At 72.9% G+C, this 26,985-nt stretch carries 21 protein-coding genes; 13 read left to right on the forward strand and 8 right to left on the reverse strand.

Annotation, left to right across the window (positions count from 1 at the left end; translation table 11 throughout):
• The 4 genes from KM933_RS30165 to KM933_RS30180 form a co-directional block, all read right to left on the reverse strand.
• Nucleotides 1–2,181 (reverse strand): sensor histidine kinase (locus KM933_RS30165; RefSeq protein ID WP_221358067.1); only part of this gene is annotated, 2,181 nt, incomplete at its 3' end.
• A 231-nt stretch (nt 2,182–2,412) separates the two neighbouring features.
• Nucleotides 2,413–3,426, reverse strand: a complete 1,014-nt coding sequence (locus KM933_RS30170) for a substrate-binding domain-containing protein (RefSeq protein WP_221358069.1) — start codon at nt 3,424–3,426, stop codon at nt 2,413–2,415.
• A gap of 529 nt (nt 3,427–3,955) precedes the next feature.
• Nucleotides 3,956–4,771 (reverse strand): SAM-dependent methyltransferase, encoded by an 816-nt coding sequence (locus KM933_RS30175; protein ID WP_221358073.1) that lies wholly within the window; start codon nt 4,769–4,771, stop codon nt 3,956–3,958.
• A 101-nt stretch (nt 4,772–4,872) separates the two neighbouring features.
• Nucleotides 4,873–5,748: a helix-turn-helix domain-containing protein gene (locus KM933_RS30180; RefSeq protein WP_221358074.1), complete on the reverse strand. Its 876-nt coding sequence runs from the start codon at nt 5,746–5,748 to the stop codon at nt 4,873–4,875.
• Between the two features lie 308 nt (nt 5,749–6,056).
• Here KM933_RS30180 and KM933_RS39825 point away from each other — a divergent pair, with 308 nt between their 5' ends.
• The 4 genes from KM933_RS39825 (at nt 6,057) to KM933_RS30200 (ending at nt 9,855) form a co-directional block, all read left to right on the forward strand.
• On the forward strand, nt 6,057–6,782 hold the full coding sequence (locus tag KM933_RS39825; protein WP_260334379.1) for an ATP-binding protein: 726 nt from the start codon (nt 6,057–6,059) through the stop codon (nt 6,780–6,782).
• Nucleotides 6,760–7,215 (forward strand): hypothetical protein, encoded by a 456-nt coding sequence (locus tag KM933_RS30190; protein WP_221358076.1) that lies wholly within the window; start codon nt 6,760–6,762, stop codon nt 7,213–7,215. Before KM933_RS39825 ends, KM933_RS30190 begins: the two co-directional genes overlap by 23 nt.
• A gap of 133 nt (nt 7,216–7,348) precedes the next feature.
• Nucleotides 7,349–9,181, forward strand: coding sequence for an ABC transporter ATP-binding protein (locus KM933_RS30195; RefSeq protein WP_221358077.1), 1,833 nt, complete (start codon nt 7,349–7,351; stop codon nt 9,179–9,181).
• Entirely contained in the window at nt 9,178–9,855 is a 678-nt protein-coding gene (locus KM933_RS30200; protein WP_221358078.1) for an AIM24 family protein, read from the forward strand. The genes KM933_RS30195 and KM933_RS30200 overlap by 4 nt, the downstream gene beginning before the upstream one ends.
• A gap of 83 nt (nt 9,856–9,938) precedes the next feature.
• Here the strand turns inward: KM933_RS30200 and KM933_RS30205 are convergent, their stop codons facing one another.
• Nucleotides 9,939–10,211 (reverse strand): hypothetical protein, encoded by a 273-nt coding sequence (locus KM933_RS30205; RefSeq protein WP_221358079.1) that lies wholly within the window; start codon nt 10,209–10,211, stop codon nt 9,939–9,941.
• 15 nt (nt 10,212–10,226) lie between these two features.
• Here KM933_RS30205 and KM933_RS30210 point away from each other — a divergent pair, with 15 nt between their 5' ends.
• The 4 genes from KM933_RS30210 to KM933_RS30225 all read left to right on the forward strand — a co-directional run bounded on the left by KM933_RS30210 (nt 10,227) and on the right by KM933_RS30225 (nt 15,236).
• A complete protein-coding gene (locus KM933_RS30210) occupies nt 10,227–10,592 on the forward strand; it encodes a hypothetical protein (RefSeq protein WP_221358080.1) in 366 nt (121 codons plus the stop codon).
• Nucleotides 10,593–10,784: 192 nt separating this feature from the next.
• Nucleotides 10,785–12,971: a germacradienol/geosmin synthase Cyc2 gene (gene cyc2 / locus KM933_RS30215; RefSeq protein ID WP_221358081.1), complete on the forward strand. Its 2,187-nt coding sequence runs from the start codon at nt 10,785–10,787 to the stop codon at nt 12,969–12,971.
• Nucleotides 12,972–13,115: 144 nt separating this feature from the next.
• Nucleotides 13,116–14,240, forward strand: a complete 1,125-nt coding sequence (locus KM933_RS30220; RefSeq protein ID WP_221358082.1) for an aminopeptidase P family protein — start codon at nt 13,116–13,118, stop codon at nt 14,238–14,240.
• Nucleotides 14,241–14,306: 66 nt separating this feature from the next.
• Entirely contained in the window at nt 14,307–15,236 is a 930-nt protein-coding gene (locus KM933_RS30225; protein WP_221358083.1) for an aminoglycoside phosphotransferase family protein, read from the forward strand.
• 112 nt (nt 15,237–15,348) lie between these two features.
• On the opposite strand, the gene treZ is transcribed toward KM933_RS30225, so the two are convergent.
• Complete coding sequence (gene treZ / locus KM933_RS30230; protein WP_221358084.1) at nt 15,349–17,094, reverse strand: malto-oligosyltrehalose trehalohydrolase; 1,746 nt, start codon at nt 17,092–17,094, stop codon at nt 15,349–15,351.
• Nucleotides 17,095–17,276: 182 nt separating this feature from the next.
• Between treZ and KM933_RS30235 the strand changes: the two genes are divergently transcribed.
• Complete coding sequence (locus KM933_RS30235) at nt 17,277–17,834, forward strand: DUF1707 and FHA domain-containing protein (RefSeq protein WP_221358085.1); 558 nt, start codon at nt 17,277–17,279, stop codon at nt 17,832–17,834.
• Nucleotides 17,835–17,974: 140 nt separating this feature from the next.
• Nucleotides 17,975–18,409, forward strand: a complete 435-nt coding sequence (locus tag KM933_RS30240) for an SSI family serine proteinase inhibitor (RefSeq protein ID WP_221358086.1) — start codon at nt 17,975–17,977, stop codon at nt 18,407–18,409.
• Nucleotides 18,410–18,481: 72 nt separating this feature from the next.
• Here KM933_RS30240 and treY read toward each other — a convergent pair whose 3' ends face one another.
• Both treY and glgX read right to left on the reverse strand, forming a co-directional pair.
• A complete protein-coding gene (treY, locus tag KM933_RS30245) occupies nt 18,482–20,869 on the reverse strand; it encodes a malto-oligosyltrehalose synthase (protein ID WP_221358087.1) in 2,388 nt (795 codons plus the stop codon).
• A gap of 147 nt (nt 20,870–21,016) precedes the next feature.
• A complete protein-coding gene (glgX, locus tag KM933_RS30250; RefSeq protein ID WP_221358088.1) occupies nt 21,017–23,128 on the reverse strand; it encodes a glycogen debranching protein GlgX in 2,112 nt (703 codons plus the stop codon).
• Between the two features lie 180 nt (nt 23,129–23,308).
• On the opposite strand from glgX, the gene KM933_RS30255 reads away from it, so the two are divergent.
• The 3 genes from KM933_RS30255 (at nt 23,309) to KM933_RS30265 (ending at nt 26,904) form a co-directional block, all read left to right on the forward strand.
• Nucleotides 23,309–24,154 (forward strand): Tat pathway signal sequence domain protein, encoded by an 846-nt coding sequence (locus KM933_RS30255; RefSeq protein ID WP_221358089.1) that lies wholly within the window; start codon nt 23,309–23,311, stop codon nt 24,152–24,154.
• A 92-nt stretch (nt 24,155–24,246) separates the two neighbouring features.
• A complete protein-coding gene (locus tag KM933_RS30260; RefSeq protein ID WP_221358090.1) occupies nt 24,247–25,557 on the forward strand; it encodes a copper amine oxidase in 1,311 nt (436 codons plus the stop codon).
• Between the two features lie 114 nt (nt 25,558–25,671).
• Nucleotides 25,672–26,904, forward strand: a complete 1,233-nt coding sequence (locus KM933_RS30265; RefSeq protein WP_221358148.1) for a DUF5919 domain-containing protein — start codon at nt 25,672–25,674, stop codon at nt 26,902–26,904.
• Nucleotides 26,905–26,985: the final 81 nt, after the last annotated feature.

Raw genomic sequence — 26,985 nt, forward strand, 5'->3', positions numbered from 1 at the left:
GGCGACGGCGGTCCGAGGCGCGGGCACCTCGGCCGTCCGGGCGCGGGCGACGGGCCGGATCTCGCGCGAGCGCTCGTGCACGGGGCCGTCCGGCTCGGGGCCCGGGGCCGTCGTGTCCGGCACGGCGGCCCGGACCGGCTCCCGCACCGGCTCCCGGACCGCGGGCCGCACCTCCCCGGCCGCGGGTCGTGCCTCTGCGGCCGCCGGCTGTGCCTCCCCGGCACCCCATGCGTCCCCGGCGGCGGACCCCGCCGACTCGCGCACCACGATCTCGTACGGGATCAGCACGATCGCGGTCGTCCCCCCGTACGGGGAGGGGCGCAGCGTGACGCCGATGCCGTGCCGGGTGGCGAGCCGGGCGATCACGAACATGCCGAGCCGCAGGTCGTCGGCGAGCGCCACCACGTCGAACTGCGGGGACTCCGCCAACTGGGTGTTGAACGAGGCGTAGTCCTCCTCGGACATGCCCAGACCGCGGTCCTCGATCTCCACGGCCAGGCCCTTGGCCACCAGCCCGGCCCGCACCCCGACGGGGCTGGGTGCGGGGGAGTAGGTGGTCGCGTTGTCGATGAGCTCGGCCAGCAGGTGGATGACGTCGGCCACCGCGGGCGGGGCGAGGAACACCTCCTCGTCGGCCTGCACCTCCACCCGCTGGTACTCGGCGACCTCGCCGACCGCGCTGCGCAGGATGTCGATCAGGGCGACCGGCTCGCTCCAGCTGCGGCCCGGCCGCTCACCGCTGATGATCACGAGGTTCTCCTCGTAGCGCCGCAGCTGGCTCGCCGTGGAGTCCAGTTCGTACAGGCCCTTGAGGATGTTCGGGTCCTGGTGCTCGCGTTCCAGCGCGTCGAGCTTGGTGAGCTGGAGGTTGACCAGGTTCTGGCTCTGCCGGGCGATGCCCAGGATGACCTTCTGGAAGCCGCGCCGGGTGTCGGCGAGCTCCACCGCGGTGTTGACCGCCGTGCGCTGGGCGGTGTTGAACGCCTGTGCCACCTGCCCCAGTTCGTCCTGCCCGTAGTCCAGCTCGGGCGTGGCGGACTCCACGTCGACCGTCTCGCCGCGGTCGAGCCGCGCGACCACGTCGGGCAGCCGCTCCTGCGCCAGGCCGAGCGTGGCGATCCGCAGCCCGCGCAGCCGCATCGAGAGGGAGCGGGTGATGCGCCACGACATGAAGACGCAGAGCAGCAGGGCGACGAGTCCGGCGGCGCTCAGCGCGGCCGCCTTGATCAGTAGCCCCTGCGCCTGGTCGTCGCTGCGCTCCAGCAGTGCCGAGGTCTCCTGGTCGATCAGGGCGGCGTACTGGTTCCTGAGCTTGCCGTACGCCGTGTCCCAACGTTCCTGCATGTCCGGCAGGGCGACCTTCCCGCCGTCGCCGTCCCCCGCCCGGGCCGCGAGGACCCGGTCCTCCACGCTCTCCAGGGACTTCCACTCCCGGCCCTGCAGGATCCGCTCGGTCTGCTCCTTCACCGAGCCGCGCAGCGAGGGGACGAGCTGGTCCTCGACGAGGAAGCGCCGGGCGTTGACCAGCTGGGTGAAGTGGGCCCAGGACTGCGCGTCGAGTTCGCCCGCGGGCCGGACCAGGTGGAGCTGGGCGTCCTCCTGGGAGACGAGCTCCGCCGAGTGCGCGAGGGCGACGAGCGGTCCGGCCTGCGAGGTGAGGTCCCCGTCGTCGACCTGGGAGATCTCCTGGAAGGCGTGGATCTGGTCGTCGATGATCGACGTGTACTGGTCGAGCGCCTGTTCGGGGGTGATGTCGGTGGGGTCGTCCACCTGGCCCCGGTAGTACTCCAGGCTCCCCACCGAGGCGATGACCGAGTACATCCGGTCACGGATGCGCGCGGGGGCCTCGCGGATCCTGTCCGACTGTCCGACCAGTGTGGCGATCGCCTTGTCGGTACGCTCCCGCTGCTGGTCCAGCGCCGTACGCGAACCGCCGGGCGAGGCCAGCAGCACGGCGGACAGACTGCGCTCCCGCTGCAGGGCGAGCGCGGCGTCGGTGCCCATGGCCCCGGTCGACCTGCTCAGCCCGGTCTGGTCCCGCAGCCTCAGTCCCTCGGAGAACATCTGGATCGTCGTCACACCCCACATGGCGGCCAGGGTGACGCTGGGAACCAGGGCCAGCAGGATCAGCGAGAGCCGTATGGAGCCGAGACGGCGGCGGGCGCCTGTCCGTGGAGACATCGTCTTCCTAGGGCGTTCAGCGGTGAGCAGGGGGGAGTCGCGGCGGGGCCGGGTGGTCGGGGGCGGTGGCGGTGGCGGTGGCGGACGGGCACGGCGGATGAGCGCGTGTCCGGTACACACAGGGGGCTCGCAGGATGCTATCCGTACAACTGACCGTACGCACCGTGAGTACCCCAAACCTTGTCATCGCCGTTATAAGACGACCCGGGTCCGGTGGTACCGACGGTCGCCTCAGCGGGTCCCCTTGGCCGCGTACTCGGCCACCGAGGCGACGTTCTCCTTGGTGACGAACGCCGGTCCGGTGAGCACGGGTTCCTCCCCGCCGCCGCTGACGTTCCCGTTGGTCTCGTACAGCCAGAACGCGTCCACGGCGAGGTAACCCTGCAGGTAGGGCTGCTGGTCGACGGCGAACTGCACATCCCCGCCCTGCACGGCCTCGACGATGTCGTTGTTGAGGTCGAAGGTGGCGATCTCGGCCTCGCTGCCCGCCTCCCCGACCGCCTCGACGGCTTCGAGGGCGAACTGGGCGCCGTTCATCACGACCTCGTCGATGGTCGGGTCCTGCCGCAGCGCGGCGGCGAGGGAGTCGACCAGGGCCTCGGAGTCGGTGCCGTCCACGTAGAGCAGGTCGGTCCGGCCGCCGAAGGTCTTCTTCACACCGGCGCAGCGCGCCTCCACGGCGACGTTGCCCCGCTCGTGGATGACGCACAGGGCGTGCTTCGAGCGCAGGGAGTCCAGCTTGTCGCCGACGGCCCGCCCCGCCACGCTCTCGTCCTGGCCGAAGTACTGCATGAGCCCGCTCGGCTTCCAGGAGTCGATCCCGGAGTTGAGGCCGACGACCGGGATGCCGGCCGCCTTCGCCGCGGCGACCGCCCCCTTCATCGCCTCCGGCTTGGCCAGGGTGACCGCGATGCCGTCGACCTTGTCGGCGATGGCCTCCCGCACCAGCTTCGCCTGCGCCGCCGCGTCGGGATCGCTCTTGTACGAGAGCTCTATGCCGTCCTTGGCCGCCGCGGCCTCGGCGCCCTTGCGCACCCGCTCCCAGAACGCGTCGTCCGGGGCGCTGTGGGTGATCATGGCGACCTTGATCCCGGCGGCGGCCGCCTTGCCCGCCGTGGTGGGGTCCGGGTCCGCCCCGTCCGAGCCGGTGCAGCCGGACGCGAGGAGGGAGACGGCGGCGCAGGCGGCCAGCGCCGTGCCCCGCGCGGATCTGGCGGGAACGGGACGGAGGGGTGTGGGGTTCATGGGGAAACGGCACCTCGCTGTGCGGCCGACAAGCGGATGGACGCGTGAAGTCGCTGTGGCGGCCGGCGGGACGAGTGTGCCGACTGCCCGACTCTTTGCTGGCCGGAGCCAACCGTGTGTAACACCCGATCGTCAAGTGAGTGTCCGAGTGGCCGGAGTTGTCCGCCTTTGATTTGAGGTGGGGATGAGGGTGGATCGGGGTTGCCAAACGGCCCCGCCGGCGGTCGTCCCGGTGCCCCTGACGTGGCGGGGACCCGGCGGAAGGCGCCCGCGCGCGCGGCCCGCCGCGCCCCCGGCACGGACGCGGCCCGCACCCCCGAGCCGCCCGCGGACCACCCGGACGGGGTGACCCCCGACGCCCCACGAGGGGCGCGGCGCCCGACGACGGGTTCCCCACGCCCCGGCAGGGGCGCGGGGAACTGCGCGACGAGCCCCCACCGTCCCGCGGACGTCGTTCGGCCCGAGGGCGCCGCCCGCCCCGCGACGGTCGTCCGCCCCGCGGCAGTCGAACCGCGCCCGCGGGCGCGGTCTACGGCTTGCGGGCGATGGCCCCGTACATGGCGATGTCCTCGTCCCGGACGCCCTCCTCGCCCCGGCCGTCCGGGCGCCACTTGTGCACCTGGACGATGCCGGGCTCGACCAGCTCCAGCCCTTCGAAGAACTCCCGCGCCTCGTCGATGGTCCGCAGCCGCATCGGCATGCCGCGCGCCGCGTACTCACGGGCGACCCGCCCGACCTCCTGCGGCGCGAACTCGGCCGTGCCGATGGTCATCGCCAGGTAGCTGCCCGAGGGCAGGGGGTCCAGCAGACGGCGGACGATACCGACCGCGTCGTCCTCGTCCAGCACGAAGTGGACGATCGCGATGACGGTCAGCGCGACCGGCTCGGCCAGGTCCAGGGTCTCCCGGAACTCGGCGGAACCGAGAACGGCCTCCGGATGCTGGAAGTCGGCCTCGACGTACGCGGTCCGGCCCTCGGGGGCGCTGGCGAGCAGCCCCTGGGACAGGGTGAGGACGATGGGGTCGTTGTCCACGTAGACCACCCGCGACGCGGGGGCCACCGACTGGGCGATCTCATGGAGGTTGGGGGAGGTGGGGATGCCGGTCCCGATGTCCAGGAACTGGCGTATCCCCGCGCTCTCGGCGAGCCAGCGCACCGCGCGGTTCATCCAGTCGCGGTTGGCGCGCATGTGCACGGGCAGGGCGGGCCACTCCCGTGCCATGGCGTCGCCCGCCTCCTTGTCGGCGGGGTAGTAGTCCTTGCCTCCGAGGATGTAGTCGTAGATGCGCGCCGAGTGTGCGTTCTCGGTGTCGATCCGGTCGGCAGGCCATCCGTTGTCGGGCAACGCCGATCTCCCCTCGTGTCGTCGGTCCACGGTGAACGCTCCGGCGGAGCCCAGAGTTTCGCAACCGCGCGCCGTGACACGGCGAACGTCGGAACTCCTCGTCAGAACTCCTTGCGGATCGCACCGAGGACGGCCTCGGTCTTCCTGGCGGGCGCCGCCTGGGCGCCCAGCCGGTCCAGGGCCTCGCGGTAGACCACGACGTCGTCGTGCTTGTCCAGGTACACGGCGCCCACCAGACCGCTGAGGTAGACGATGTCGGGCAGCTCGCGCGCCCGGAACCGGAAGAGGTGGAACGCGCCGGCCCGCATGGCCGGGTGCGGGCCGTTCTCGAACGGCATGATCTGGAGGGTCACCTGGGGCAGCGAGTTGACTTCCAGCAGATGGTCGATCTGGGCGCGCATCACCGAGGGGCCACCGACCGGCCACCGCAGCACCGTCTCGTCCATCACGATCCACACGCGCGGCGGCGAGGGCCGCGAGAGCAGCTCCTGGCGCCGCATGCGCAGCGCCACGCGGCGGTCCGCCGCGTCGGCCGAGCCGTGCGGGTTGCCGGCGCCGAGCAGGGCGCGCGCGTAGTCCTCGGTCTGCAGCAGCCCGTGCACGAACTGCGACTCGTACGCGCGGATCTGCAGCGCCGCCTGCTCCAGGCTCAGATACGCGGCGAACCAGTCGGGCAGCACATCACGGTACGTGTGCCACCAGCCGCGCTTGTTCGCCTCGCGGACCGACTTCAGGAAGGTGTCGATCTCCTGCTGGTCGGTCACACCGTAGATCTGGAGCAGTTTCTCCGCGTCGGCGAGCCTGAGCCGGGACACCTTGGCCGCCTCCATGCGGCGGATGGTGGAGTGGCTGACCCCGAGCGCGGCACCCGCCTGCTCGAACGTCAGTCCGGCACGGGTGCGCAGCTCCTCCAGCTGCCTGCCGAGGATCATGCGCAGTACGGAGGGTGCGCCGCCCCAGTCTGTCTCCGCGGTCACGCCTTGTCCCCTCGCAGCGGGTTTCCAGGTCGCAGTCTGTCACGATCACCCGTTCGACGAGGGAAGCATGCCCCCGCCGAATTGCAATTTTCAACTTGCCGGTTGCGAGCTGATGTTGGCAGGTGCCACAGTGGGACGTACCGTCCCGGCCCGGTGAACGACGTGGCGACGCGGCCCTGTTGGGGGAGAACGGCCCGTGGGTCGTCACTGTGCGCGACGAGGCGTGTGCGCCTCGTCGCACAGCCGATCCGTGCGGTACCGGCACCGGCCTGACCCCCGGTGCGAAGGCAGACGAAAGGCGAACGGCGATGGCTCCGCCCTCTCTCCCCAAGCCACCGGGCCCGCTGCCCGCGGACGGACCCGCGCACAGGACCGGATCGTTCGGACTGCCCCCGACTCCCGCCTCGGCGGGCCTGGCCCGCCGCAACGTACGCGAACTGCTCGGCGCGTGGGGCGCGGACCCCGAGGCATGTGACAACGCTGTCCTGGTGACCTCGGAGCTCGTCACCAACGCGCTCACCCACACCGTCAGCGAGCGTGTCGTGTGCAGACTGCGCACCGACGGGCACCGGCTCCACCTGGAGGTCGAGGACCAGAACCTCGGTCCGGCGGTCCCCGCGCAGCGCACCGCCGGTCCCGACGACCAGGGCGGCCGCGGACTCCTGCTGGTCGGCGTGGTCAGCAGCGACTGGGGGGTGCGGGACAGCGCGCACGGCTCCGGCCGCGTCGTCTGGGCCGTCCTGCCGATGCGGCCGGCGGTGACACCCGCCGTGCCGGTACCGGCGCAGACACCGGTACCGGCACGGATACCGGCCCCGAGACCGCCGTCGGAACCGGCCCCGAGACCGGCATCGAGATCGACCTCGCCCTCGCCCTCGCCCTCGTCCTCGGCATCGGGACCGAGACCGTCGGCGTCGTCGGAGCCGTGGGAAACCGCCTCCTCCGGACTCGCCGTGTCCCTCCCCCACCCCACCCGGCCCGCCCCCCACTCGGCCGAAGGATCCCTGCCCCATGGAACTGCAGTACGTCCCTGACCCGTGGTCACGCACCCCCGCGACGTCCCCGTCCGGGCGTCCGGTCCGCCTCGTGATACCCGCCGGGCTGCGCACCGGTCTGGGATGCGACGTGGTGGGCACGTCCAGAGAACACGGCGAACGCATCCTGGACTGTCTGCCGCGCGTCGGCTGTGTCTTCGCGGACGGCTCCGCGGGTGACGAGCGCTGGTGGTGGATCGTCCCCGGCGGCTCCCACATCGGTGTGAGCTGGCCGTCCTCCGTCACCTACACCGTCGGCGCCCGCCGGGCCGATCCGTCCTGGACCCGGGTCCGCCGCGGCTTCCTCCCCGCACGGCCCCGCATGATCCACGGCCCCGAGGGCGACTCGCCCTACACCCCGCCGATCCCCCTCTACTTCCTGGCGTGCCGTCTCGCGGGCAGCGTCCCGCGCTGGTCGCCGGCCGGCGGCTGACCCGCCCGGCGGGAAACCCCTACGGCCCCGTCGGCGCCGTCCGCGATACTTCGACCACTCCCTCCGCCCGGACGGGGACGACAGGACACCGGCCGGGCGCGGGAGGGAAGCCGACCGCCCGAGGGGGAGCACCGTGCCGAAGTCCCAGCCGCCCGAGCCCGCGGCCGCCCCACCGTGGCGGCTGCTCCTCGGGTACGTCCGCCCGTACCGCTGGACCCTGCTGCTCGGGGCCGTGCTCTCGCTGCTCACCGGGGCCGCGGGGCTCGCGCTGCCGCTGGTGGCCAGGACGCTGATCGACGACCTGGGGCACGACCGGGCGATCACCGGTGCCCTGCTGGCCATGTCGGGTCTCGTCGTCGCCAACGCCGCGATCGGCGCGCTCGGCTCGTACGTGCTGCGGTACACCGCGGAGTCCGTCGTGCTGGGTGCGCGGCGAGGGCTGGTCTCCCATCTGCTGCGGCTGCGGATAGCCGCCGTGGACCGCAGCGAGCCCGGCGACCTGATGGCCCGGATCACCTCCGACACCACCCTGCTGCGGGAGGTCACCACCGACTCGCTGGTGGGCCTCGGCACGGGCGGGCTCACCCTGGTGGCCACGCTCGCGCTGATGGGTTTCGTCGACCCGGTGCTCACCGCCGTCACCCTGGGCGTGGTCCTGGCCGCGGGCACGGTCATCGGCGTGATCGTGCCGCGCATCAACCGGGCCAGCCGGCGGGCCCAGGACGCGGTCGGCGCGATGGGCGCCTCGCTGGAGCGGACCCTGGGCGCCCTGCGGACCATCAAGGCGTCCGGCGCCGAGCACCGCGAGGAGCAGGCCGTGCACGCCGCGGCCGAGGAGTCCTGGCGGCAGAGCGTACGGGCCGCCAAGTGGTCGGCGCTCGCCGGGAACACGGCCGGCCTCTCCATGCAGGTCGCCTTCATCACCGTCCTCGCCGTGGGCGGCGCGCGGGTCGCGACGGGGGCCGTCGACATCGGCACACTGGTCGCCTTCCTGCTGTACGTCTTCTACCTGATGTCGCCGATCCAGCAGGTCGTCGGGGCGGTCGCCCAGTACCAGACCGGCTCGGCCGCCCTGGCCCGCATCGAGGAGGCGCGCGGGCTGCCCGCCGAACCGGCCGCCGAGCCCGCGCCGCTGCCGGGCCCCGGCGCCGAACCGGCCTCGGTCGCCTTCGAGGGCGTCCGCTTCCGGTACGCCGAGGACCTGCCGTACATCCACCACGGCGTGACGTTCGCCGTCCCCCCGCGCGGCATGACCGCCTTCGTGGGACCGTCCGGCGCCGGCAAGACGACCGTGTTCTCGCTCGTCGAGCGGTTCTACGACCCCGACGAGGGGACCATCGCGCTGGACGGCCGCGACCTCACCGACTGGGACGTGTCCGCGCTCCGGTCGGCCATCGGCTACGTGGAGCAGGACGCGCCCGTCCTCTCCGGGAGCCTGCGCGACAACCTCCTGCTCGGCAACCCCGACGCCGGCGAGGAGGAGGTCCTGCGCGCGCTGCGGACCACCCGGCTCGACTCCCTCGTCGAACGGCTGCCGAAGGGCGTGGACACGCTCGTGGGCCACCGCGGCACCAAGCTCTCCGGCGGCGAGCGGCAGCGCGTGGCCATCGCCCGCGCCCTGCTGCGGCGGCCCCGGCTGCTGCTGCTCGACGAGGCCACCAGTCAGCTCGACGCCGTCAACGAGGCCGCGCTGCGCGACACGGTCGCCGACGTCGCCCGCACCACCACGGTGCTGGTCGTCGCCCACCGGCTGTCCACCGTCACCATGGCGGACCGCATCGTCGTCATGGACGCCGGGCGGGTACGGGCCGTGGGCACCCACCGCGAACTCGTCACGGGCGACCCGCTGTACGCCGAACTCGCCGCGACGCAGTTCCTCGCGTCCACCGAAGACGTCACGGTGCCGTCGTATTCTCCCGCCATGGGTGGTGCAACCGGTGCTTCCCGGGACAGGATGCCCGGATGAAGGGTGATCTGTTTTCCAGCGAGTACATGGTGCAGCCGGCCGCCACGGCGGGCATGAGCGTGCAGAACGCCAAGTCGATCAGGTACGCCGTCAACGGCGAGATGCTCGCCCGGCAGGGCGCGATGATCGCCTACCGCGGCAACCTGCAGTTCGAGCGCAAGGGCCAGGGCGTCGGCGGCATGCTCAAGCGGGCCGTCACGGGTGAGGGACTGCCGCTCATGGCGGTGCGCGGACAGGGGGAGGCATGGTTCGCGCACGAGGCGCAGAACTGCTTCATCATCGACATCGACCCCGGTGACGTCTTCACCGTCAACGGCCGCAACGTCCTGTGCTTCGACGCCTCGTTGCAGTACGAGATCAAGACGGTGAAGGGCGCAGGCGTCACCGGCGGCGGACTGTTCAACAGCGTCTTCACCGGACAGGGCCGGCTCGGTCTGGTCTGCGACGGCAACCCGCTGGTCATCCCGGTCTCACCGCAGTGGCCGGTCTACGTCGACACGGACGCGGTCGTCGGCTGGACGGCCGACCTGCAGACCTCGCTGCACCGTTCGCAGTCCATCGGCTCGATGATCCGCGGCGGCTCGGGCGAGGCGGTGCAGCTGATGCTCCAGGGGGAGGGGTACGTGGTGGTACGGCCGAGCGAGGTCACCCCGCAGAAGACCCAGCAGCACTGATCCGGGCCCGTACCGGGCCTTCTCGCGGCGCTGGACCTTCCGCGTCCGTGTTCGTATTCGCGGTCGCGGTCGCGTCCGCCGGGTCACGGCCTGCCGCTCGTCCGCCGGCGCCACAGCACCGCGGCGGTGCCGAGGTCCTTCAGCGTCGCGGTGCCGTACACCGTCAGCCGCCCCACGCCGTCCCCCTCCCGAGGCGGGTCGCCCCAGTCCTGCCACACCGCGAACGCCCGGTCGGAGCGCGGGTCCACGGCGACGCCGGCGATCGTGCCGCCCGGTTCCGCGTCGAAGGAGGCGGTCTTCCTGCCGGAGGCGATGTCGTACGCCTCCGGCACGGTGCCGCGCCCCGCCCCGCCCACAGCACTCCGCCGTCCGTGTCCCACTCCAGGAAGGACACCGCGGCCCCGGCGCCGAGCGCGATCTGCGCACCGTCCGGCGCGAAGTCGGCCGAACCGATCCTGCGCAGCACACCGCCCGCGTTGTCGGCGACCCGGATCTGCCCGGCGCCGGTGTCCACGGCGAGCGGACCGCCCGCGGCCGGCAGGGTCAGGGACCGCTCCACGGTCACCGACGTCCCGCCGACGGCCACCTCCTCCAGCCTCGTCCCGCGTACGACCACGGCCGTGCCGGGGCTCGTGCCGGTCTTGGCACGGGTGATCGCCGTACCGGTGAGCCGGCCCCCGCCGCCCGCCGCGTCCCCGTCCTTCGCGGCCGCGACGCCGCGCAGTCCGACCAGGTAGTGCACACCGTCGCCCGCGAGCGGCCCGGCGAGCCGTTTGCCCGGCAGCTGGGCGGGCGCGCCCGTGCTGCCGGGCGAGTCCCTCGTCAACCCGTCCTCGCGCCGACGTACACCTGCTCGTCCGTTCACGCGATGGTGCGATCATGTCCGCCTCCGTGGATGCGCGTCCGCGACCACGGGTAGGGCCCGCCCCATGACGCAGCCGTTCGAACTCCCGCACTTCTACCTGCCGTATCCCGCGCGGCTGAACCCGCACGTCGACGAGGCGCGGGCCCACACGACCGGGTGGGCCCGCGAGATGGGCATGCTGGAGGGCTCGGGCATCTGGGAGCGGTCCGACCTCGACGCGCACGACTACGGACTGCTGTGCGCGTACACCCACCCCGAGTGCGACGGCCCCGCCCTCTCCCTCGTCACCGACTGGTACGTGTGGGTCTTCTTCTTCGACGACCACTTCCTGGAGACCTTCAAGCGCACCCGGGACCGCTCCGGCGGCAAGGCCCACCTGGACCGGCTCCCGCTCTTCATGCCGCTCGACCTCTCGACCCCCGTGCCGGAGCCGCGGAACCCGGTCGAGGCCGGCCTCGCCGACCTGTGGGCCCGTACGGTCCCCTCGATGTCGGCGGGATGGCGCAGGCGCTTCGCCGAGTCCACCGAGCACCTGCTCAACGAGTCGATGTGGGAGCTGTCCAACATCGGCGAGGGGCGGATCGCGAACCCCGTCGAGTACATCGAGATGCGCCGCAAGGTCGGCGGCGCCCCCTGGTCGGCGGGGCTCGTGGAGTACGCGACCGCGGAGGTCCCCGAGCGGATCGCCCGCTCCCGGCCGCTGCGCGTGCTGAAGGAGACCTTCTCCGACGGGGTCCACCTGCGCAACGACCTCTTCTCGTACCAGCGGGAGGTCGAGGAGGAGGGCGAGCTGTCCAACGGGGTGCTCGTCCTGGAGACGTTCTTCGGCTGCACGACCCAGCAGGCCGCCGACACCGTGAACGACATCCTCTCCTCGCGCCTGCGCCAGTTCGACCACACGGCGCTCACCGAGGTACCCGCGCTGGCCCTGGAGCAGGGCCTCACCCCGGACGAGGTCCGCGCCGTCGCCGCGTACACCCGGGGGCTGCAGGACTGGCAGTCGGGCGGCCACGAGTGGCACCTGCGGTCCAGCCGGTACATGAACGAAGGGGCGCTGAAGACCTCCCCCCTGGACGGCCCCACCGGTCCCGGCACCTCGGCCGCCGACGTCGCGGGGCTGCTCGCGGCCGCGGGCACCGACCGGCTGCGCGCCCACACGTACGTGCCGTACCAGAAGGTGGGCCCCTCCCTGCTCCCCGACTTCCACATGCCGTTCCGGGTCCGGCTGAACGCCGACCTGGACGGGGCGCGGCGTCGCATCACCCCGTGGGCGCACAGCATGGGCATCCTGAGCGAGGGCGTCTGGGACGAGGACAAGCTCGCCGCCTACGACCTGCCGCTGTGCTCGGCGGGCCTCGACCCGGACGGTACCCCGCAGGCCCTGGACCTCAGCGCGCACTGGCTCGCCTGGGGGACGTACGGCGACGACTACTACCCGCTGGTGTTCGGGCACCGCAGGGACCTGGCCGCCGCGAAGGTGTGCACCGCGCGGCTGTCCGCCTGCATGCCCGTCGGGGGCGAGGAGATCCCGCCCCCGGCCAACGCGATGGAGCGCGGCCTCGCCGATCTCTGGCGGCGCACGACGGCCACGATGCCGGCGGACGCGCGCCGCACCCTGCGGGCCGCCGTGGAGGTCATGACGGAGAGCTGGGTGTGGGAGCTGTCCAACCAGCTGCAGAACCGCATCCCCGACCCGGTGGACTACCTGGAGATGCGCCGCGCCACCTTCGGCTCCGAGCTCACGATGAGCATGTGCCGTCTCGGCCACGGCCCCCAGGTGCCGCCCGAGGTCTACCGCAGCGGTCCCGTCCGGTCGCTGGAGAACGCCGCGACCGACTACGGGATGCTCGTCAACGACGTCTTCTCCTACCAGAAGGAGATCGAGTACGAGGGCGAGGTGCACAACCTGATCCTCGTCGTGCAGAACTTCTTCGGCTGCGACTACCCGGCTGCCCTCGGCGTCGTCCACGACCTCATGACCCAGCGCATGCGGCAGTTCGAGCACGTCGCCGCCCATGAGCTGCCGATCCTGTACGAGGACTTCCAGCTCTCGCAGGAGGCCCGCGCGACCATGGAGGGCTATGTGGTCCAGCTGCAGAACTGGCTGGCCGGCATCCTGAAGTGGCACTACGACTGCCGCCGTTACGGAGCCGCCGACCTGGCCCGCCGCGCCCACGGCTTCGTCCCGGGACGGCTCCCCGAGCCGCCGTTCGGCGCGACCCGGCGGACCTCCGCCACCGCGGCCCGCTGAGCCCGGACCCGCCGGGCCCCGTGGGGCGGGGCCCGGCGCGCCCCACGGCCCGCCGGGTCCCGGAGGAAGCGCCGACCGGCTCGCGTCACCTCCGTCGTACGGGCAGGATGCTGCCCGTACCCCCCGACGACCACGGAGGAACGGATGACCGGCATCCCCACGCCCTTCACCGCCGACGACTACACCGCACGGATGGAGCGCGCCGCGCAGGCCGCCGACGGGGCGGGACTCGCCGGAGTGCTGGTGGCGCCCGGCCCCGACCTCGTGTGGCTCACCGGCTACGCGCCCCCCGCGGCCACCGAGCGGCTCACCCTCCTGGTGCTCGCCGCCGGCCGGGACCCCGTGCTCGTCGTGCCCACCCTGGAGGCCCCGGACGCCGAGAAGGCCGTCGGCGCGCCCGCGCTGACCCTGCGCGACTGGACCGACGGCACGGACCCGTACGCCGCGACAGCCCCGCTCCTTCAGGCCTCGGGGCGCTTCGGCGTCAGCGACAACGCCTGGGCGCTGCACCTGCTGGGCCTGCAGAAACAGCTGCCCGGCACCTCGTACGTCTCCCTCACCGAGGCACTGCCGATGCTCCGGGCGGTCAAGGACGCGGCCGAACTGGAGCGGCTGGCGGCGGCCGGCGCCGCCGCCGACGAGGCGTACGGGGAGATCCTGGAGGTCGCCTTCGCGGGCCGGCGCGAGTCGGACGTCGCCCGCGACCTCGCCGGGCTGCTGCGCCGGTCCGGACACGAGCAGGTGGACTTCACGGTCGTCGGCTCGGGCCCCAACGGCGCCGACCCGCACCACGAGGCGGGGGAGCGCGTCATCGAGCACGGCGACACGGTCGTCCTCGACTTCGGCGGGCTGAAGCACGGCTACGGCTCCGACACCTCCCGCACGGTGCACGTCGGCGAGCCGACCGCCGAGGAGCAGCGGGTCCACGACATCGTGCGCGCCGCGCAGCAGGCGGCCTGCGAGGCCGTGCGGCCCGGTGTCGCCTGTCAGGAGATAGACCGGGTGGCCCGCGCGTACATCACCGGGGCCGGCTACGGCGACCGCTTCATCCACCGCACCGGGCACGGCATCGGCGTCACCACCCATGAGCCCCCGTACATGATCGAGGGCGAGGAACAGCCCCTGGTGCCCGGGATGTGCTTCTCCGTGGAACCCGGCATCTACCTGCCGGGCCGCTTCGGGGTGCGCATCGAGGACATCGTGACGGTCACCGGGGACGGCGGACGCCGTCTCAACAGGACCCCCCGGGAGATGGCCGTCGTGGACTGAGCCCTCCCGGCAGGACCCGCACCCCGGACTCCCCACCCCGGACTCCCCACGGCGGACGGCGCGACCATGACCCGGACAGCGACACCCACCGCGGACACCGTACGACACCTCGTCCGCTCCCTGCTCCCGGACGGCGGCGGGGCCCGGATCACGCCCGCGGGCGGGGACGCCGGGCACCCCGCCTGGTTCGTGGGCGCCCGCCATGTGCTGCGGCTGGCGCCGGACCGCGAGGCCGCCCGGCGCCAGCGGCGCGAACTGCTGCTGCGCGACCTGGTACGCCCCCACCTCGGCGTCGCCGTCCCGGTGAGCATCGCGCACGGCGAGTGGGCGAGCGGACTGACCTACACGCTCGACACGCTGGTCCCCGGCGGGCCGGGCGGGCGGCGGGACGTCTCCGCCGTCGGCGAGGCGGACCTGGCGGGTCTGCTGGCCGGACTGCGCGAGGTGCCGGCGGACCGGGCCGAGGCGCTCGGCGTGCCCCGCGCCGCCCCCCGGTCCCTCGAAGCGCTGCGGACCGCGGCCGGCCGCGCCGCCGAGCTGCTCGCCGCCGCCGACGAGTTCGACCCCGCCCGGCTCCACCGGCTCACCGCGTCCGCCGCCGCCCGGCTGGCCCCGCAGCCGGGCGCCGCCTTCCTCGTCCACCACGGCCTCACGGCCGGGCACCTCGTGGTCGGCGGCGAGGGACGCGTACGCGGTGTCCTCGGCTGGGCCGACGCGGTGGTCGGCGACCCCACGGAGGACATCGCGGGCCTCGCCCTGGCCGTCGGCGCCCCCGCGGCCGTCCGCGCGGCCACCCTCGCCGGCTACGGCGCCCGCCCCTGCCTGCGCGGCCTGTGGCTCGCCCGCTGCGACGGCCTGACCCGCCTCGCCGACCGGCTGCGCGGGCCCGGCGACGGCTCCCCGCCACTCCCGCGCGCCCCTCTGCGGCGCGCGTGGGAGCCGATCCTGCTGGAGCGGGTCACGGAGTTCCGCGACGGCACCGACGAGCCGCTCTAGACCGGGTCCCGAGGCACGGCGAAGGACCCGTCGTCCCGCCCGAGCGGCCCGTCACCCCGCCCGAGCGGCCCGTCGTCCCGCCCGAGCGCCCGTCCCCCCGTCCGGGAGTGCCTCACCCCTGTGCGAGCACCACGCACGACTCGCCCGGCAGGTCCAGCAGCCCGTCCGCGCCCGGGAGCCCGACCGGCTCCCACGCGGCCAGCACCTGCGCCCGCCGGACGCCCAGGGGGATCGCCGCGCGCTCCTCGCCGAGGTTCACGGCCACCAGGACGTCACCGCGGCGGAAGGCCAGCCAGCGGGCGTTCTCGTCGAACGCGACCTTGACGTCCGCGAGATCGGGGTCCGTCAGGTCGGGCCGGTCGTGCCGCAGGGCGATCAGCTCGCGGTACCAGGCGAGCATGCGCGCGTGGCCGCCCCCCTCCGGCTCGGACCAGTCCAGGCAGGAGCGGTCCCGGGTGGCCGGGTCCTGCGGGTCCGGGATGTCCTCCTCGGCCCACCCGTGCGCGGCGAACTCCCGCCGCCTGCCCTGCCGCACGGCCTCCGCGAGTTCGGGGTCCGTGTGGTCGGTGAAGAACTGCCAGGGCGTGCCCGCCGCCCACTCCTCACCCATGAACAGCATCGGCGTGAACGGCGCGGTGAGCGTCAGCGCCGCCCCGCAGGCCAGCAGGCCGGGGGAGAGGGAGGCCGCGAGCCGGTCGCCCAGGGCGCGGTTGCCGATCTGGTCGTGGGTCTGGGTGTAGCCGAGCAGCCGGTGCCCGGCGACCCGTGTGACGTCCAGCGGACGGCCGTGCCGCCGGCCGCGGAAGCTGGAGTACGTGCCGTCGTGGAAGTAACCCGCCGTCAGCGTCTTGGCCACCGCCGCGAGCGGGGCGCGGCCGAAGTCCGCGTAGTAGCCCTGCGCCTCCCCGGTCAGCGCGGTGTGCAGGGCGTGGTGGAAGTCGTCGTTCCACTGCGCGTGCAGCCCGAGGCCGTTCTCCTTGCGGGGCGTGATCAGCCGCGGGTCGCCCAGGTCCGACTCCGCGACGAGGAACAGCGGCCGGCCCACCTCGGCGGAGAGCCCGTCCACGGCGGCCGACAGCTCCTCCAGGAAGTGGTACGCGCGCGTGTCGTACAGCGCGTGCACCGCGTCCAGGCGCAGCCCGTCCATCCGGTAGTCGCGCAGCCACGCCAGCGCGCTGCCGATCAGGAACGCGCGCACCTCGTCCGAGCCGGGCGCGTCCAGGTTCACGGCCGAACCCCACGGGGTGTGGTGCGTGTCCGTGAAGTAGGGCCCGAAGGCGGGCAGGTAGTTGCCGGACGGGCCCAGGTGGTTGTGCACGACGTCCAGGACGACGCCGAGACCCAGCTCGTGCGCCCGGTCGACGAAGCGCTTGAGCGCCTCGGGGCCGCCGTACGGCTCGTGCACCGCCCACAGCGACACCCCCTCGTACCCCCAGCCGTGCCGCCCCGGGAACGGGCACAGCGGCATCAGCTCGACGTGCGTGATCCCCAGGTCCACCAGGTGCCCGAGCCGCTCGGCGGCCGCGTCCAGGGTGCCCTCGCGGGTGTACGTGCCCACGTGCAGCTCGTACAGCACGGCGCCCGGCAGTCCGCGCCCGGCCCAGTCCGCGCGCCAGGCGTACCGTCCGTGGTCGACGACCGCGCTCAGGCCGTCGGGCCCGTCCGGCTGCCGCGCCGAGCGCGGGTCGGGCAGCACCGGGCCGTCGTCCACCGCGAACCCGTACCGCGTGCCGTCCCGCGCCTCGGCCTCCCCCCTCCACCACCCCGGGCGCTCGGGGTCGGGCTCCAGCGCGCGCGTGCTGTCCGCGCAGTGGAGCGTCATGCGGTCGGCCTCGGGTGCCCACACCTCGAACTGCACGGACGGTTCTCCCTGGTCTGCTCACCGTGACCCCGCCGGCGCACCGGTGTGCCGGAACGAGATCAATTCACCTTCGACTCCCCTCGATCGGGCCCCCTGAAACGGCCGGACCCGGCCCCGCGGGCCCCTTCGGAGCGCCGTGCTTTCTGGACACCCCGGCCGCGCTGCCGGACAATCGCTCCGTGACGTCGTCCTCCGAGTTCCACCCGTATCCCGCTCCCGCGCGGCTGTCGGACGCCGAGCGGGACAGGACGCTGAAGGCCCTGCGGGAGGGCGCCGCCCAGGGCAGGCTCTCGCACGACACGTTCGTCTCGCGGATGGAGCTCGCGTTCGCCGCGCGCACCCCGGACGAACTCGCCGCGCTCACCGCCGACCTGCACGGCGAGGGCCGCCTGTCCCGGATGCTGTTCGGCACGGTCGGGGCGGTCTCCGGATTCACCGTGCGGCTGCGGAGGGCCTGGTACGCCGAGCGGCTTCCCAAGCTGCTGCTGCCCCGGCCCGAGACCCCGTACCCGCTGCGCATAGGGCGCGACCCGGCCAGCGGTCTGCGGCTCAGCCACGAGACGGTGTCCCGGGTGCACGCCGAACTCTCCCGCCAGGGCGGCCTGTGGGTGCTGCGCGACCTCGGCTCGACCAACGGCACCTGCGTGAACGGGCGGCGGGTCATCGGCGCCGCCGTCGTCCAGGTCGGAGACCAGGTCGGCTTCGGCCGGATGACGTTCCGCCTCGCGGCCGACTAGTCCCGTGGTCCCGCGGACCCGCACACCTTTTCCTCGCACACTCTTTCCTCGCACACTCTTTCCTCGCACGCCGGTACGGAGGGAACACCTTTCGAGTGAGAGGGCTGGGCCGAAGGGCCCGTTGTGCCGATATACAGACAATGACGAACCAGCGAAAGAACCGGAAGACCAAAGCGACCACGGCGGTACGGGCCTGTCTGCTGGCCGCCTGCGCACTCCTTCTGACGGTGCCGCCCCAGGCCGCGGCCGCCCCGGACCCGTTCCGGGCCGACTGGCTCTACGTGGAGGTCACCCGCGGCGACATCACCTCCGGTGACGTCCGCGGCTCGCTCCTGCTCTGCGACCCGCAGCAGGGGCACGAGCACGCCGTGCGCGCCTGCGGGGAACTGCGTGCCGTGAGCGGCGAGGTCGACCGGCTCCCGCTCAAGGAGGCCCACTGCCCGCTGATCCACGCGCCGGTGTCCGCCGCGGCGCGCGGTGAGTGGGACGGCCGCAGCATCACCTACGAGGCGACGTTCGCCAACACCTGTGTGCTGGCGGCGCGGACCGGGGCGGTCTTCGAGCTGCCGCGCTGACCCCGGCGGGCCGGGACGGCGATCCCTCCCGGCCCGCCGGCCCCCGTACGGAGGCGCCCCGGCGCCCGCCGCTCAGCCGTCCTGCGCGGCGGAGCCGTCCCCCACCCGCTCCAGCAGCGCCACGGGCGCCTCCGCGAAGAGTTCCGCCACGCGCGCGTGTCCCGTGTACTCCCGTCCCGGCACGAGCAGATCGATCCACCGGCCCGGGGGCAGCGCCAGCTCGGTGCCGCGCCAGCCGCCCTCCTCCTCCAGGCGCCGCGACAGCCGTGTGACGGCCGTGACCACCTCTCCGGAGCGCGCGAACGCCAGGCAGTGCGCCGCCGCCTCCCCCCGGGCGGGCAGCGCCTCGTACCCGGCCGACCCGCCGAAGACCGCCGGACGGCGCCGCCGCAGCCGCAGGGCCGCCGTCGTGAGCGCGGCCTTCTCCGCCGACAGGACGCCGAGGTCCCGCGGCGGGAAGGACACGGGCCGCCGGTTGTCCGGGTCCACCAGGGCCCGGTACTCGCCCTCCGTGCCCTGGTAGAGGTCCGGCACGCCCGGCATCGTCAGCTGGACCAGGGCGGCCCCGAGGACGTTCGCCCGCACGTACGGCTCCAGCGACCGCCTGAACCCGTCGACGAGCTGCCCGGGCGCCCCGCACGGGCCCGCCTTCAGGAACGCCGCCACGGCCTCCTCGTACGCGGGGTCCTGCTCGGTCCAGGACGTGGCGAGGCCCGCCTCCCGGACGTGCTTCAGCATGGCGTCCAGGAGCCGCTCCCCGGCGGCGGGGCCGAGTCCGAGCGCGGCCTGCCAGGCGGCCCACGCCACCTGCGGATCCGGCGCGTCCGCCCCCTCGGCGGCCGTCCGCGCGGTCGCCTCGGCGACCAGGTCGGCCCAGCGTTCGGGGACCTGCGTGAGCACGGAGATCACGGCCCGCACGTCGGCGCTGCGCTTCGTGTCGTGCGTGGACAGCACGGTGCCGGTCGCGGGCCAGTCGCGCTGCACGCGCGCGCAGTACGCGTGGAAGTCCTCCGGGGACACCGCGGGCGCGCCCGGCTCACCGCCCACCTCGGTCGCCGACAGCAGCGGCACGTACCGGTAGAACGCGGTGTCCTCCACGGACTTGGCCCGCAGCGCCGACGCGAGCTGGGCGAACCGGGCCCGGAACGCCGCGTGCTCGGGGCCCTCCCCGAGGCGGCCCAGCACCAGGTCCCGTACGAGGTCGACGGCCTGGGCCTCCTCGGGCACCTTGAAAGCCCGCTTCGCCTCCTCCGCGGCCTCCTCGGTGAGGACGGACGCGGCGTCCCCGGAGCTGTACGGCCGGTAGACCTCCAGGCGCACCAGCAGCTCGCGCAGCGCGGTGCGCAGGGCCCAGGGGGCCCGGTCGCGCAGCACGGGGTCCGCGGACGTGCGGCACAGCCGGTCCGCCTCACGGGTGAGCCGGTCGGTCTCGGCGGCCAGCTCGTGGTCGACCACCGTGTACGCCGCCCGCCGCACGGTGGCCTCCCAGACGCCCCCGAGGTCGGCCCCGGGGTCCGCGAACCGCCGGTAGTGGCCGAGGAGCTCCCCGGCGCCCGCCGGATCGGTGAGGACGCCGTCCACCTGCCGCAGCGCGTCGTAGCCGGTGGTGCCCGCGACCGGCCAGGCGGCGGGCAGCGGTTCGCCGTCGGCGAGGATCTTCTCCACCACCGTCCAGCGCCCGCCGGTCGCCTCGTGGAGGCGGCGCAGGTACGCGTCCGGGTCGGCGAGGCCGTCCGGGTGGTCGATCCGCAGGCCGTCCACCACCCCCTCGTCCAGCAGCTGGAGGATCTTGGCATGGGTGGCCGTGAACACCTCCGGGTCCTCGACGCGTACGCCGATCAGTTCCGAGATGCTGAAGAAGCGCCGGTAGTTGAGGTCGGTGCGGGCCAGCCGCCACCACGCCAGGCGGTACCACTGCGCGTCGAGCAGCTCGGGCAGCGGCAGCTCCCCGGTGCCGGCCCGCAGCGGGAACGCGTGGTCGTGGTAGCGCAGGACGTCCCCGTCCACCACCAGGGAGTCCGTCTCGGCGCCCACCGGCCCGCCGAGCACGGGCAGCAGGACGCGGCCGCCCTGGGCCTCCCAGTCGATGTCGAACCAGCGCGCGTACGGCGAGTCGGGGCCCTCGCGCAGCACCTCCCACAGGGGGCGGTTGTGGCGGGGGGACATCGCCATGTGGTTCGGCACGATGTCCACGACGAGTCCGAGGCCGTGCTCGCGGGCGGTGCGCGACAGGGAGCGCAGGCCCTCCTCGCCGCCGAGCTCCTCGCGTACGCGCGCCGGGTCCACGACGTCGTAGCCGTGTCCCGAGCCGGGGACGGCCTCCAGGACGGGGGAGAGGTGCAGATGGGAGACGCCGAGCTCGGCCAGGTACGGGATCGCCTGCTCGGCCGAGCCGAAGGGGAACTCCGGCTGGAGCTGGAGGCGGTAGGTGGCGGTGGGGCCGGGGTGCGCAGGTGTCATGGGGACCTACGTACCCGGCATGGGGCGTTTCGTGCGGGTGACGCTCCGCGGGGTGCCGTTTCGGTCTGCGGGCGCACTGTGGCTGGTCGCGCGGTTCCCCGCGCCCCTTCGGGGGGCGCGGGGAACCGCGCGATCCTTCGCCCGTGATCAGGCGGGCCGCTGCAGCACCACCATGCTCCTGTCGAGCAGGGTGAGGCTGTCGCCCGCGTCGATCTTCTCCCCGGTGCCGGGGGCCACCCCCTCGGGACGGGCGGTGTCGACGATCACCTGCCACTGGCGGCCGTGGTCGACCGGTACCGTGAAGTCCAGCGTCTTCGGTGACGCGTTGAACAGCAGCAGGAACGAGTCGTCGGTGATGCGCTCACCGCGCGGACCCGGCTCCGAGATGGCGTTGCCGTTGAGGAACACCGACAGCGCCCGCGACTGCGTGGAGTCCCAGTCGTCCTGGGTCATCTCCTTGCCGGCCGGTGTGAACCAGGCGATGTCCGACAGCTCGTCCTGGGCGCCGCCCTCCACGGGCCGCCCGTGGAAGAACCGCCGGCGCCGGAACACCGGGTGCTCCCGGCGCAGCCACACCATCGCGCGGGTGAACTCCAGCAGCTCGCTGCCGTCCTCCGGCCACGGCACCCAGGCCAGCTCCGTGTCCTGGCAGTAGGCGTTGTTGTTGCCGCCCTGCGTCCGGGCGAACTCGTCGCCGTGGCTGAGCATCGGCACGCCCTGGGACAGCAGCAGCGTCGCGGTGAAGTTCCGCATCTGCCGGGCCCGCAGCGCCAGGACCTCCGGATCGTCGGTCTCGCCCTCCGCCCCGCAGTTCCACGACCGGTTGTGGCTCTCGCCGTCGCGGTTGTCCTCGCCGTTCGCGTCGTTGTGCTTCTCGTTGTACGACACCAGGTCGTGCATCGTGAAGCCGTCGTGGCAGGTGACGAAGTTGATGGAGGCCAGCGGGCGCCGCCCGTCGTCCTGGTAGAGGTCCGAGGACCCCGTCAGCCGGGACGCGAACTCCGCGAGCGTCTGCGGCTCGCCCCGCCACACGTCCCGTACGGTGTCGCGGTACTTCCCGTTCCACTCGGTCCACAGCGGCGGGAAGTTGCCCACCTGGTAGCCGCCCTCGCCGACGTCCCAGGGTTCGGCGATCAGCTTCACCTGGGAGACGACCGGGTCCTGCTGCACCAGGTCGAAGAACGACGACAGCCGGTCCACCTCGTGGAACTGCCGGGCCAGGGTCGCCGCCAGGTCGAAGCGGAACCCGTCGACGTGCATCTCCGTGACCCAGTACCGCAGCGAGTCCATGATCAGCTGGAGCACGTGCGGGGAACGCATGAGGAGGGAGTTGCCCGTCCCCGTGGTGTCCATGTAATAGGTGGGGTCGTCCGTCAGCCGGTAGTACGAGGCGTTGTCGAGCCCCTTGAAGGACAGCGTCGGGCCCAGGTGGTTGCCCTCGGCGGTGTGGTTGTAGACCACGTCGAGGATGACCTCGATGCCCGCCTCGTGCAGGGCCCGGACGGCCGACTTGAACTCCAGGACCTGCTGTCCGCGGTCGCCCCAGGACGCGTACGCGTTGTGCGGGGCGAAGAAACCGATCGTGTTGTAGCCCCAGTAGTTGTTGAGGCCCATGTCGACCAGACGGTGGTCGTTCACGAACTGGTGGACGGGCATCAGTTCGAGGGCGGTGACCCCCAATTCGGTCAGATGTTCGATGATGGCGGGGTGGGCGAGCGCCGCGTACGTACCGCGCAGCTCGTCGGGCAGCCCCGGGTGCATCATCGTGAGGCCCTTCACATGGGCCTCGTAGAGCACCGTGTGGTGGTACTCGGTGCGCGGCAGCCGGTCGTCGCCCCAGTCGAAGTAGGGGTTGATGACCACGGAGCTCATCGTGTGGGGGGCCGAGTCGAGGTCGTTGCGCCGGTCGGGCTCCCCGAAGTGGTAGCCGTACACCTCCTCGCCCCATTCGATGCTGCCGCTTATGGCCTTCGCGTAGGGGTCGAGGAGCAGCTTCGCGGAGTTGCAGCGCTGTCCCCGTTCCGGTTCGTAAGGGCCGTGCACGCGGAAGCCGTACCGCTGGCCCGGCATGATGCCGGGCAGGTACGCGTGCCGTACGAACGCGTCGGTCTCGCGCAGCTCTATCGCTGTCTCCGAACCGTCGTCATGGAGAAGACACAGTTCGATCCGGTCCGCGGCTTCCGAGAAGACCGCGAAATTCGTTCCGGCGCCGTCGTACGTGGCACCGAGTGGGTACGCCTGTCCAGGCCAGACCTGCATGGATGCAACTCTTCCAGTTGTGCTGCGCCGCGGTGGGGTGACTCCTGCCCGAGTGTCCCCGAAATTCATGGAACCACCTATGACTTACCTCCCTCTTACCGCTCGACCAGTGCATACGCGGTATGCCGAACCAGTGGGACTCGACCGTCCCCTGGGCATACCGGGGGAATAGGGGTAAATGTGCGCACGACAGTGCACCGCCATCTGGGCAAGGTGGTGGCGGGCGCGGCCCTGGCGGTCGCCGGGACCGCCGTGATGGTCGGCATCACCCTGCCGGGCGCGGCGGGCGCCGACGACTCCGGCGGCCGGAGCGCCGGCCGCACCGCCCAGCCGGCGGGGGCGGCCCAGGACGGCGGGCAGGGGGCCGGCGAGCGGACGGCGGGCGGCCGGGCGGACGCCGTGCAGCCGGGCGTCGTCGAGGACGTCCCGGCCGAGGGCGACAGGGGAGAAGGACGCGACCCGCTCACCGACGACGAGACCGAGCGGGTCGAGAGGCTCGCGCTGGACCGCGCGCTCCTGCGCGGCGGCCGGGACGTCGAGGGCGACAGGGGACCTCAGCGGATCACCGTCGACCTCGCCGAGCCCGAGGTGGACGAACTGGACGACCCGGACGCGCCACGCCGCGCCGAGGTGTCGTTCTACGACTACAAGGACGACTCGCTCGTCACCAGGACCGTGAACCTCGACACCGGGAAGGTCGAGGCCACCGACACCCAGCACGGCGTCCAGCCGCCGCTCAGCCGCGCCGAGACCGCCGAGGCCGCACGGCTGCTGATCGCCGACCCGCTGGGCGCCGGACTGAAGGCCGACTACGAGGACGCGACCGGCGAGGAGCTGACCACTCCCGGCCAGCTGCTGCTCAACAGCATGGTCTTCCGCGCGCACCCGGGCGCGCCGGCCGCCCTCGCCGACTGCGGCGAGCACCGCTGCCTGCGCCTCTTCGTCAAGGCGAAGAACGGGCCCTGGATCGACAGCCGTGACCTGGTGGTCGACCTCAGCGCCCGCAGGGTCGCCGAGGTCGGCTGAGTCCGTCCGGTTCACCTGCCTCCTCCCGTCGGCTCCGTCGGCACCACTTCACCTTTCCCACTTTCCCGCTTGTGCAAGGGAGTCATTTCTTCATGCGCGAAAACAGAGCCGGCCGTGCCCGCAGGCGCACGGCGGTCAGCCTCTCGGTGGCCGCCCTGACCGTCGGCGCCACGACCGCCGCAGGACCGGCCGTCGCACAGACCGCGGCCGCGCCCGCGCCCGCCGCCGCCGACTGCAGCGCGGCGTACAGGATCGAGCAGAAGCTCGCCACCGGCACCACCTGGACGATGTGCTGGCACTACGAGAGCGAGGCCGGGCTCGTCCTGGAGAACGTCTCGTACCGGCCCAAGGGGGAGGCCAGGCCGATACGGGTCCTGACGAGCGCGAAGCTCGCCCAGATCCACGTCCCCTACGACGACGGATCGGTCGAGTACGACGACCTCACGGGCGCCGGCTTCGGACAGGGCCTGATGGACATGGCCCCCGGCGAGTGCCCGGGCGGCACCATCAAGACCGTCAAGGTCCCGGACGCCTGGGACCCGGAGCACCCGAACGTCAAGGGCCTGTGCACGACCACCCGCTCGCGCGGCCACGCCTACCGCATGCAGGGCGACCCGGCGGGCAAGGTCTTCCAGCAGCAGGGCAAGGACCTGCTCGTCTACACCGTCAACCAGGTCGGCTGGTACGAGTACATCACCGAGTGGCGCTTCCAGGACGACGGCACCATCAACATGAACGTCGGCGCCACCGGCAGCCTCTCGCCCGCTGACTACGACGCCGGCGACGGCCGCGGCTGGCCGATCGGCAAGGGCGCCAAGGGGTACGCCACCAGCCACAGCCACAACGTCTTCTGGCGCCTCAACTTCGGTCTCGACGGCAACTCCAAGAACAAGGTCGAGCAGTACGACTCCGTGGTCAGCCCGCCGGCCCGGGACGGCGAGGCCCCGCGCAACAAGACCACCCGCACGAAGATCACCAAGGAACTCGCCGGCGACGCCAAGAACATGCGCTGGTGGCGCGTGGTCAGCACGACCGGCAAGAACAAGGACGAGCACGCCCGTTCGTACGAGGTCGTCCCGGGCGCCACCGCCAAGTACCCCGGTCGCAGCTTCACCAAGCACGACATCTACTTCACCCAGTACAAGAAGTGCGAACAGTTCGCCAGCCACAACCTCCGCAACTGCGGTACCGGCGCCGGCAAGTCCGTCGACAAGTGGGTCGACGGACAGGCCCTCACCCACCCCGTGGGCTGGGTCAACATCGGTTTCCACCACGTCGCCCGGGACGAGGACCAGCAGCCCATGCCGGTCCACTGGCAGGGCTTCTCGCTGGCCCCGCGCGACGTCACCGCTATGAATCCGCTCACTCCGCCGGAGCTGGCCGACCAGAACGGTCGCCCGTAGAACGGTAGTTGAGAAACGACCTGTCCATCCGGCTGCACCGTCCGCCGCTCCCGGAGTACCCTTCCTTGATCGTTGGCCGGGGAAGTGCTCGGGGGAGCGGAAGGCGGTGTGCGGGTGGGGTCCGGAGGGCTGGAGCTGCCCCCTGGTGACGGCGGTCACGAGGGGAGCTCCGCGAACGCCCCGCCCGGAGCGGTCTCCCTCGCCCGCCCGATGGAGATCGGGGCGGAGCTGGACTGGGGCGCCGACGCCTGGCGCGAGGTGCGCACGCGCGCCCAGCGGGCCGGGCGCGCCTACATCTGGCTGAACCTCGTCGAACAGCGGCTGCGCGCGGTCGTGGCCGCCGTTCTGCGCCCGATCTACGAACCCGTGCACGGCGAGGACGACTGGGTGGTCGCCGCCGCGGGACCCGCCGGCCAGGAGTGGGTCCAGCGTGCCGTCGCCGTCCGCGAGGTCAGCCGCCGCAAGGGATATCTGCTCGACCCGGCCGACGACAACGTCCTGAGCTTCCTCACGCTGCCGCAGCTGCGCGAGCTGATGGTGCAGCACTGGCCGTGCTTCGAGCCGTACTTCGACGAGCGCCGGGACGTCGAACTCGCCCTGGACGAGCTGGAGGTCACCCGCAACGTCGTCTCCCGCAACAGGGCCCTGTCCGAGGCCGTGCTGGCCCAGGCCGAGCGCGCCTCCGCGAAGCTCCTGGAGATACTCGGCGCGGGCAGCGACGTGCCGTCCGCCCGCCGGCTGCCCGTCGACGCGGTCGAGAACCTGGTCGGCGACCGCTACGCGGACGTGGTGGCCGTGCACTCGGACCGGGTGCGGCTGCTGCGGCGTTTCCCCGCCGAGGACCTGTTCGGCGGGGCCCGCCGCCTCGACGCGATCGGCATCGGCCTCAACCTCCTCGTGCAGAACTTCTCGGGGCGGCGGCTGGTGCGCCTCGCCGAGTCCGGCTGCCGGGTCCGGCTGCTCTTCCTGAACCCCGCGTCCAGCGCGGTCAAGCGCCGCGAGCGCGAACTGGGCATCAAACGGGGCGAACTGAGCCGCTCCGTGGAGATGAACATCATGCACATGCGCCGGGTCAGGGCCCGGCTGCGCGACCCCGGAGCCTTCGAGGTCCAGGTCTACGACGAGACACCGCGGTTCACGGCGTACCTCGTCGACGGGGACGGCTCGGACGGTGTGGCGGTCGTGCAGTCGTACCTGCGCCGCACGCGCGGCATGGAGGCGCCCGTGCTCGTGCTGCGGGGCGGCGGCCGGGTGCTCAAGCCGGACGAGGCGGGCGAGGACGGCCTCTTCGGGACGTACCGTGAGGAGTTCGAGGTGGCCTGGGCGGATTCACGACCGGTGTCCTGACCCTCCGGCGACCCGTGTTCCGGCCCCCCGGCGGCCGGTGACCAGGTTCTTTCCGCGGCCGGGTGCCGCGGGCTCCCCCGC

Origin of the sequence: Streptomyces beigongshangae, assembly GCF_019710745.1 — a bacterium.
Lineage (GTDB): Bacteria > Actinomycetota > Actinomycetes > Streptomycetales > Streptomycetaceae > Streptomyces > Streptomyces beigongshangae.

Bases quoted from the DNA above. Each gene is read 5' to 3' on its own strand.
- KM933_RS30170 (WP_221358069.1), bottom strand. From the start codon at position 3,426: ATGAACCCCACACCCCTCCGTCCCGTTCCCGCCAGATCCGCGCGGGGC.
- KM933_RS39825 (WP_260334379.1), top strand. From the start codon at position 6,057: ATGGCTCCGCCCTCTCTCCCCAAGCCACCGGGCCCGCTGCCCGCGGAC.
- KM933_RS30190 (WP_221358076.1), top strand. From the start codon at position 6,760: ATGGAACTGCAGTACGTCCCTGACCCGTGGTCACGCACCCCCGCGACG.
- KM933_RS30200 (WP_221358078.1), top strand. From the start codon at position 9,178: ATGAAGGGTGATCTGTTTTCCAGCGAGTACATGGTGCAGCCGGCCGCC.
- cyc2 (WP_221358081.1), top strand. From the start codon at position 10,785: ATGACGCAGCCGTTCGAACTCCCGCACTTCTACCTGCCGTATCCCGCG.
- KM933_RS30220 (WP_221358082.1), top strand. From the start codon at position 13,116: ATGACCGGCATCCCCACGCCCTTCACCGCCGACGACTACACCGCACGG.
- KM933_RS30225 (WP_221358083.1), top strand. From the start codon at position 14,307: ATGACCCGGACAGCGACACCCACCGCGGACACCGTACGACACCTCGTC.
- KM933_RS30240 (WP_221358086.1), top strand. From the start codon at position 17,975: ATGACGAACCAGCGAAAGAACCGGAAGACCAAAGCGACCACGGCGGTA.
- treY (WP_221358087.1), bottom strand. From the start codon at position 20,869: ATGACACCTGCGCACCCCGGCCCCACCGCCACCTACCGCCTCCAGCTC.
- glgX (WP_221358088.1), bottom strand. From the start codon at position 23,128: ATGCAGGTCTGGCCTGGACAGGCGTACCCACTCGGTGCCACGTACGAC.
- KM933_RS30260 (WP_221358090.1), top strand. From the start codon at position 24,247: ATGCGCGAAAACAGAGCCGGCCGTGCCCGCAGGCGCACGGCGGTCAGC.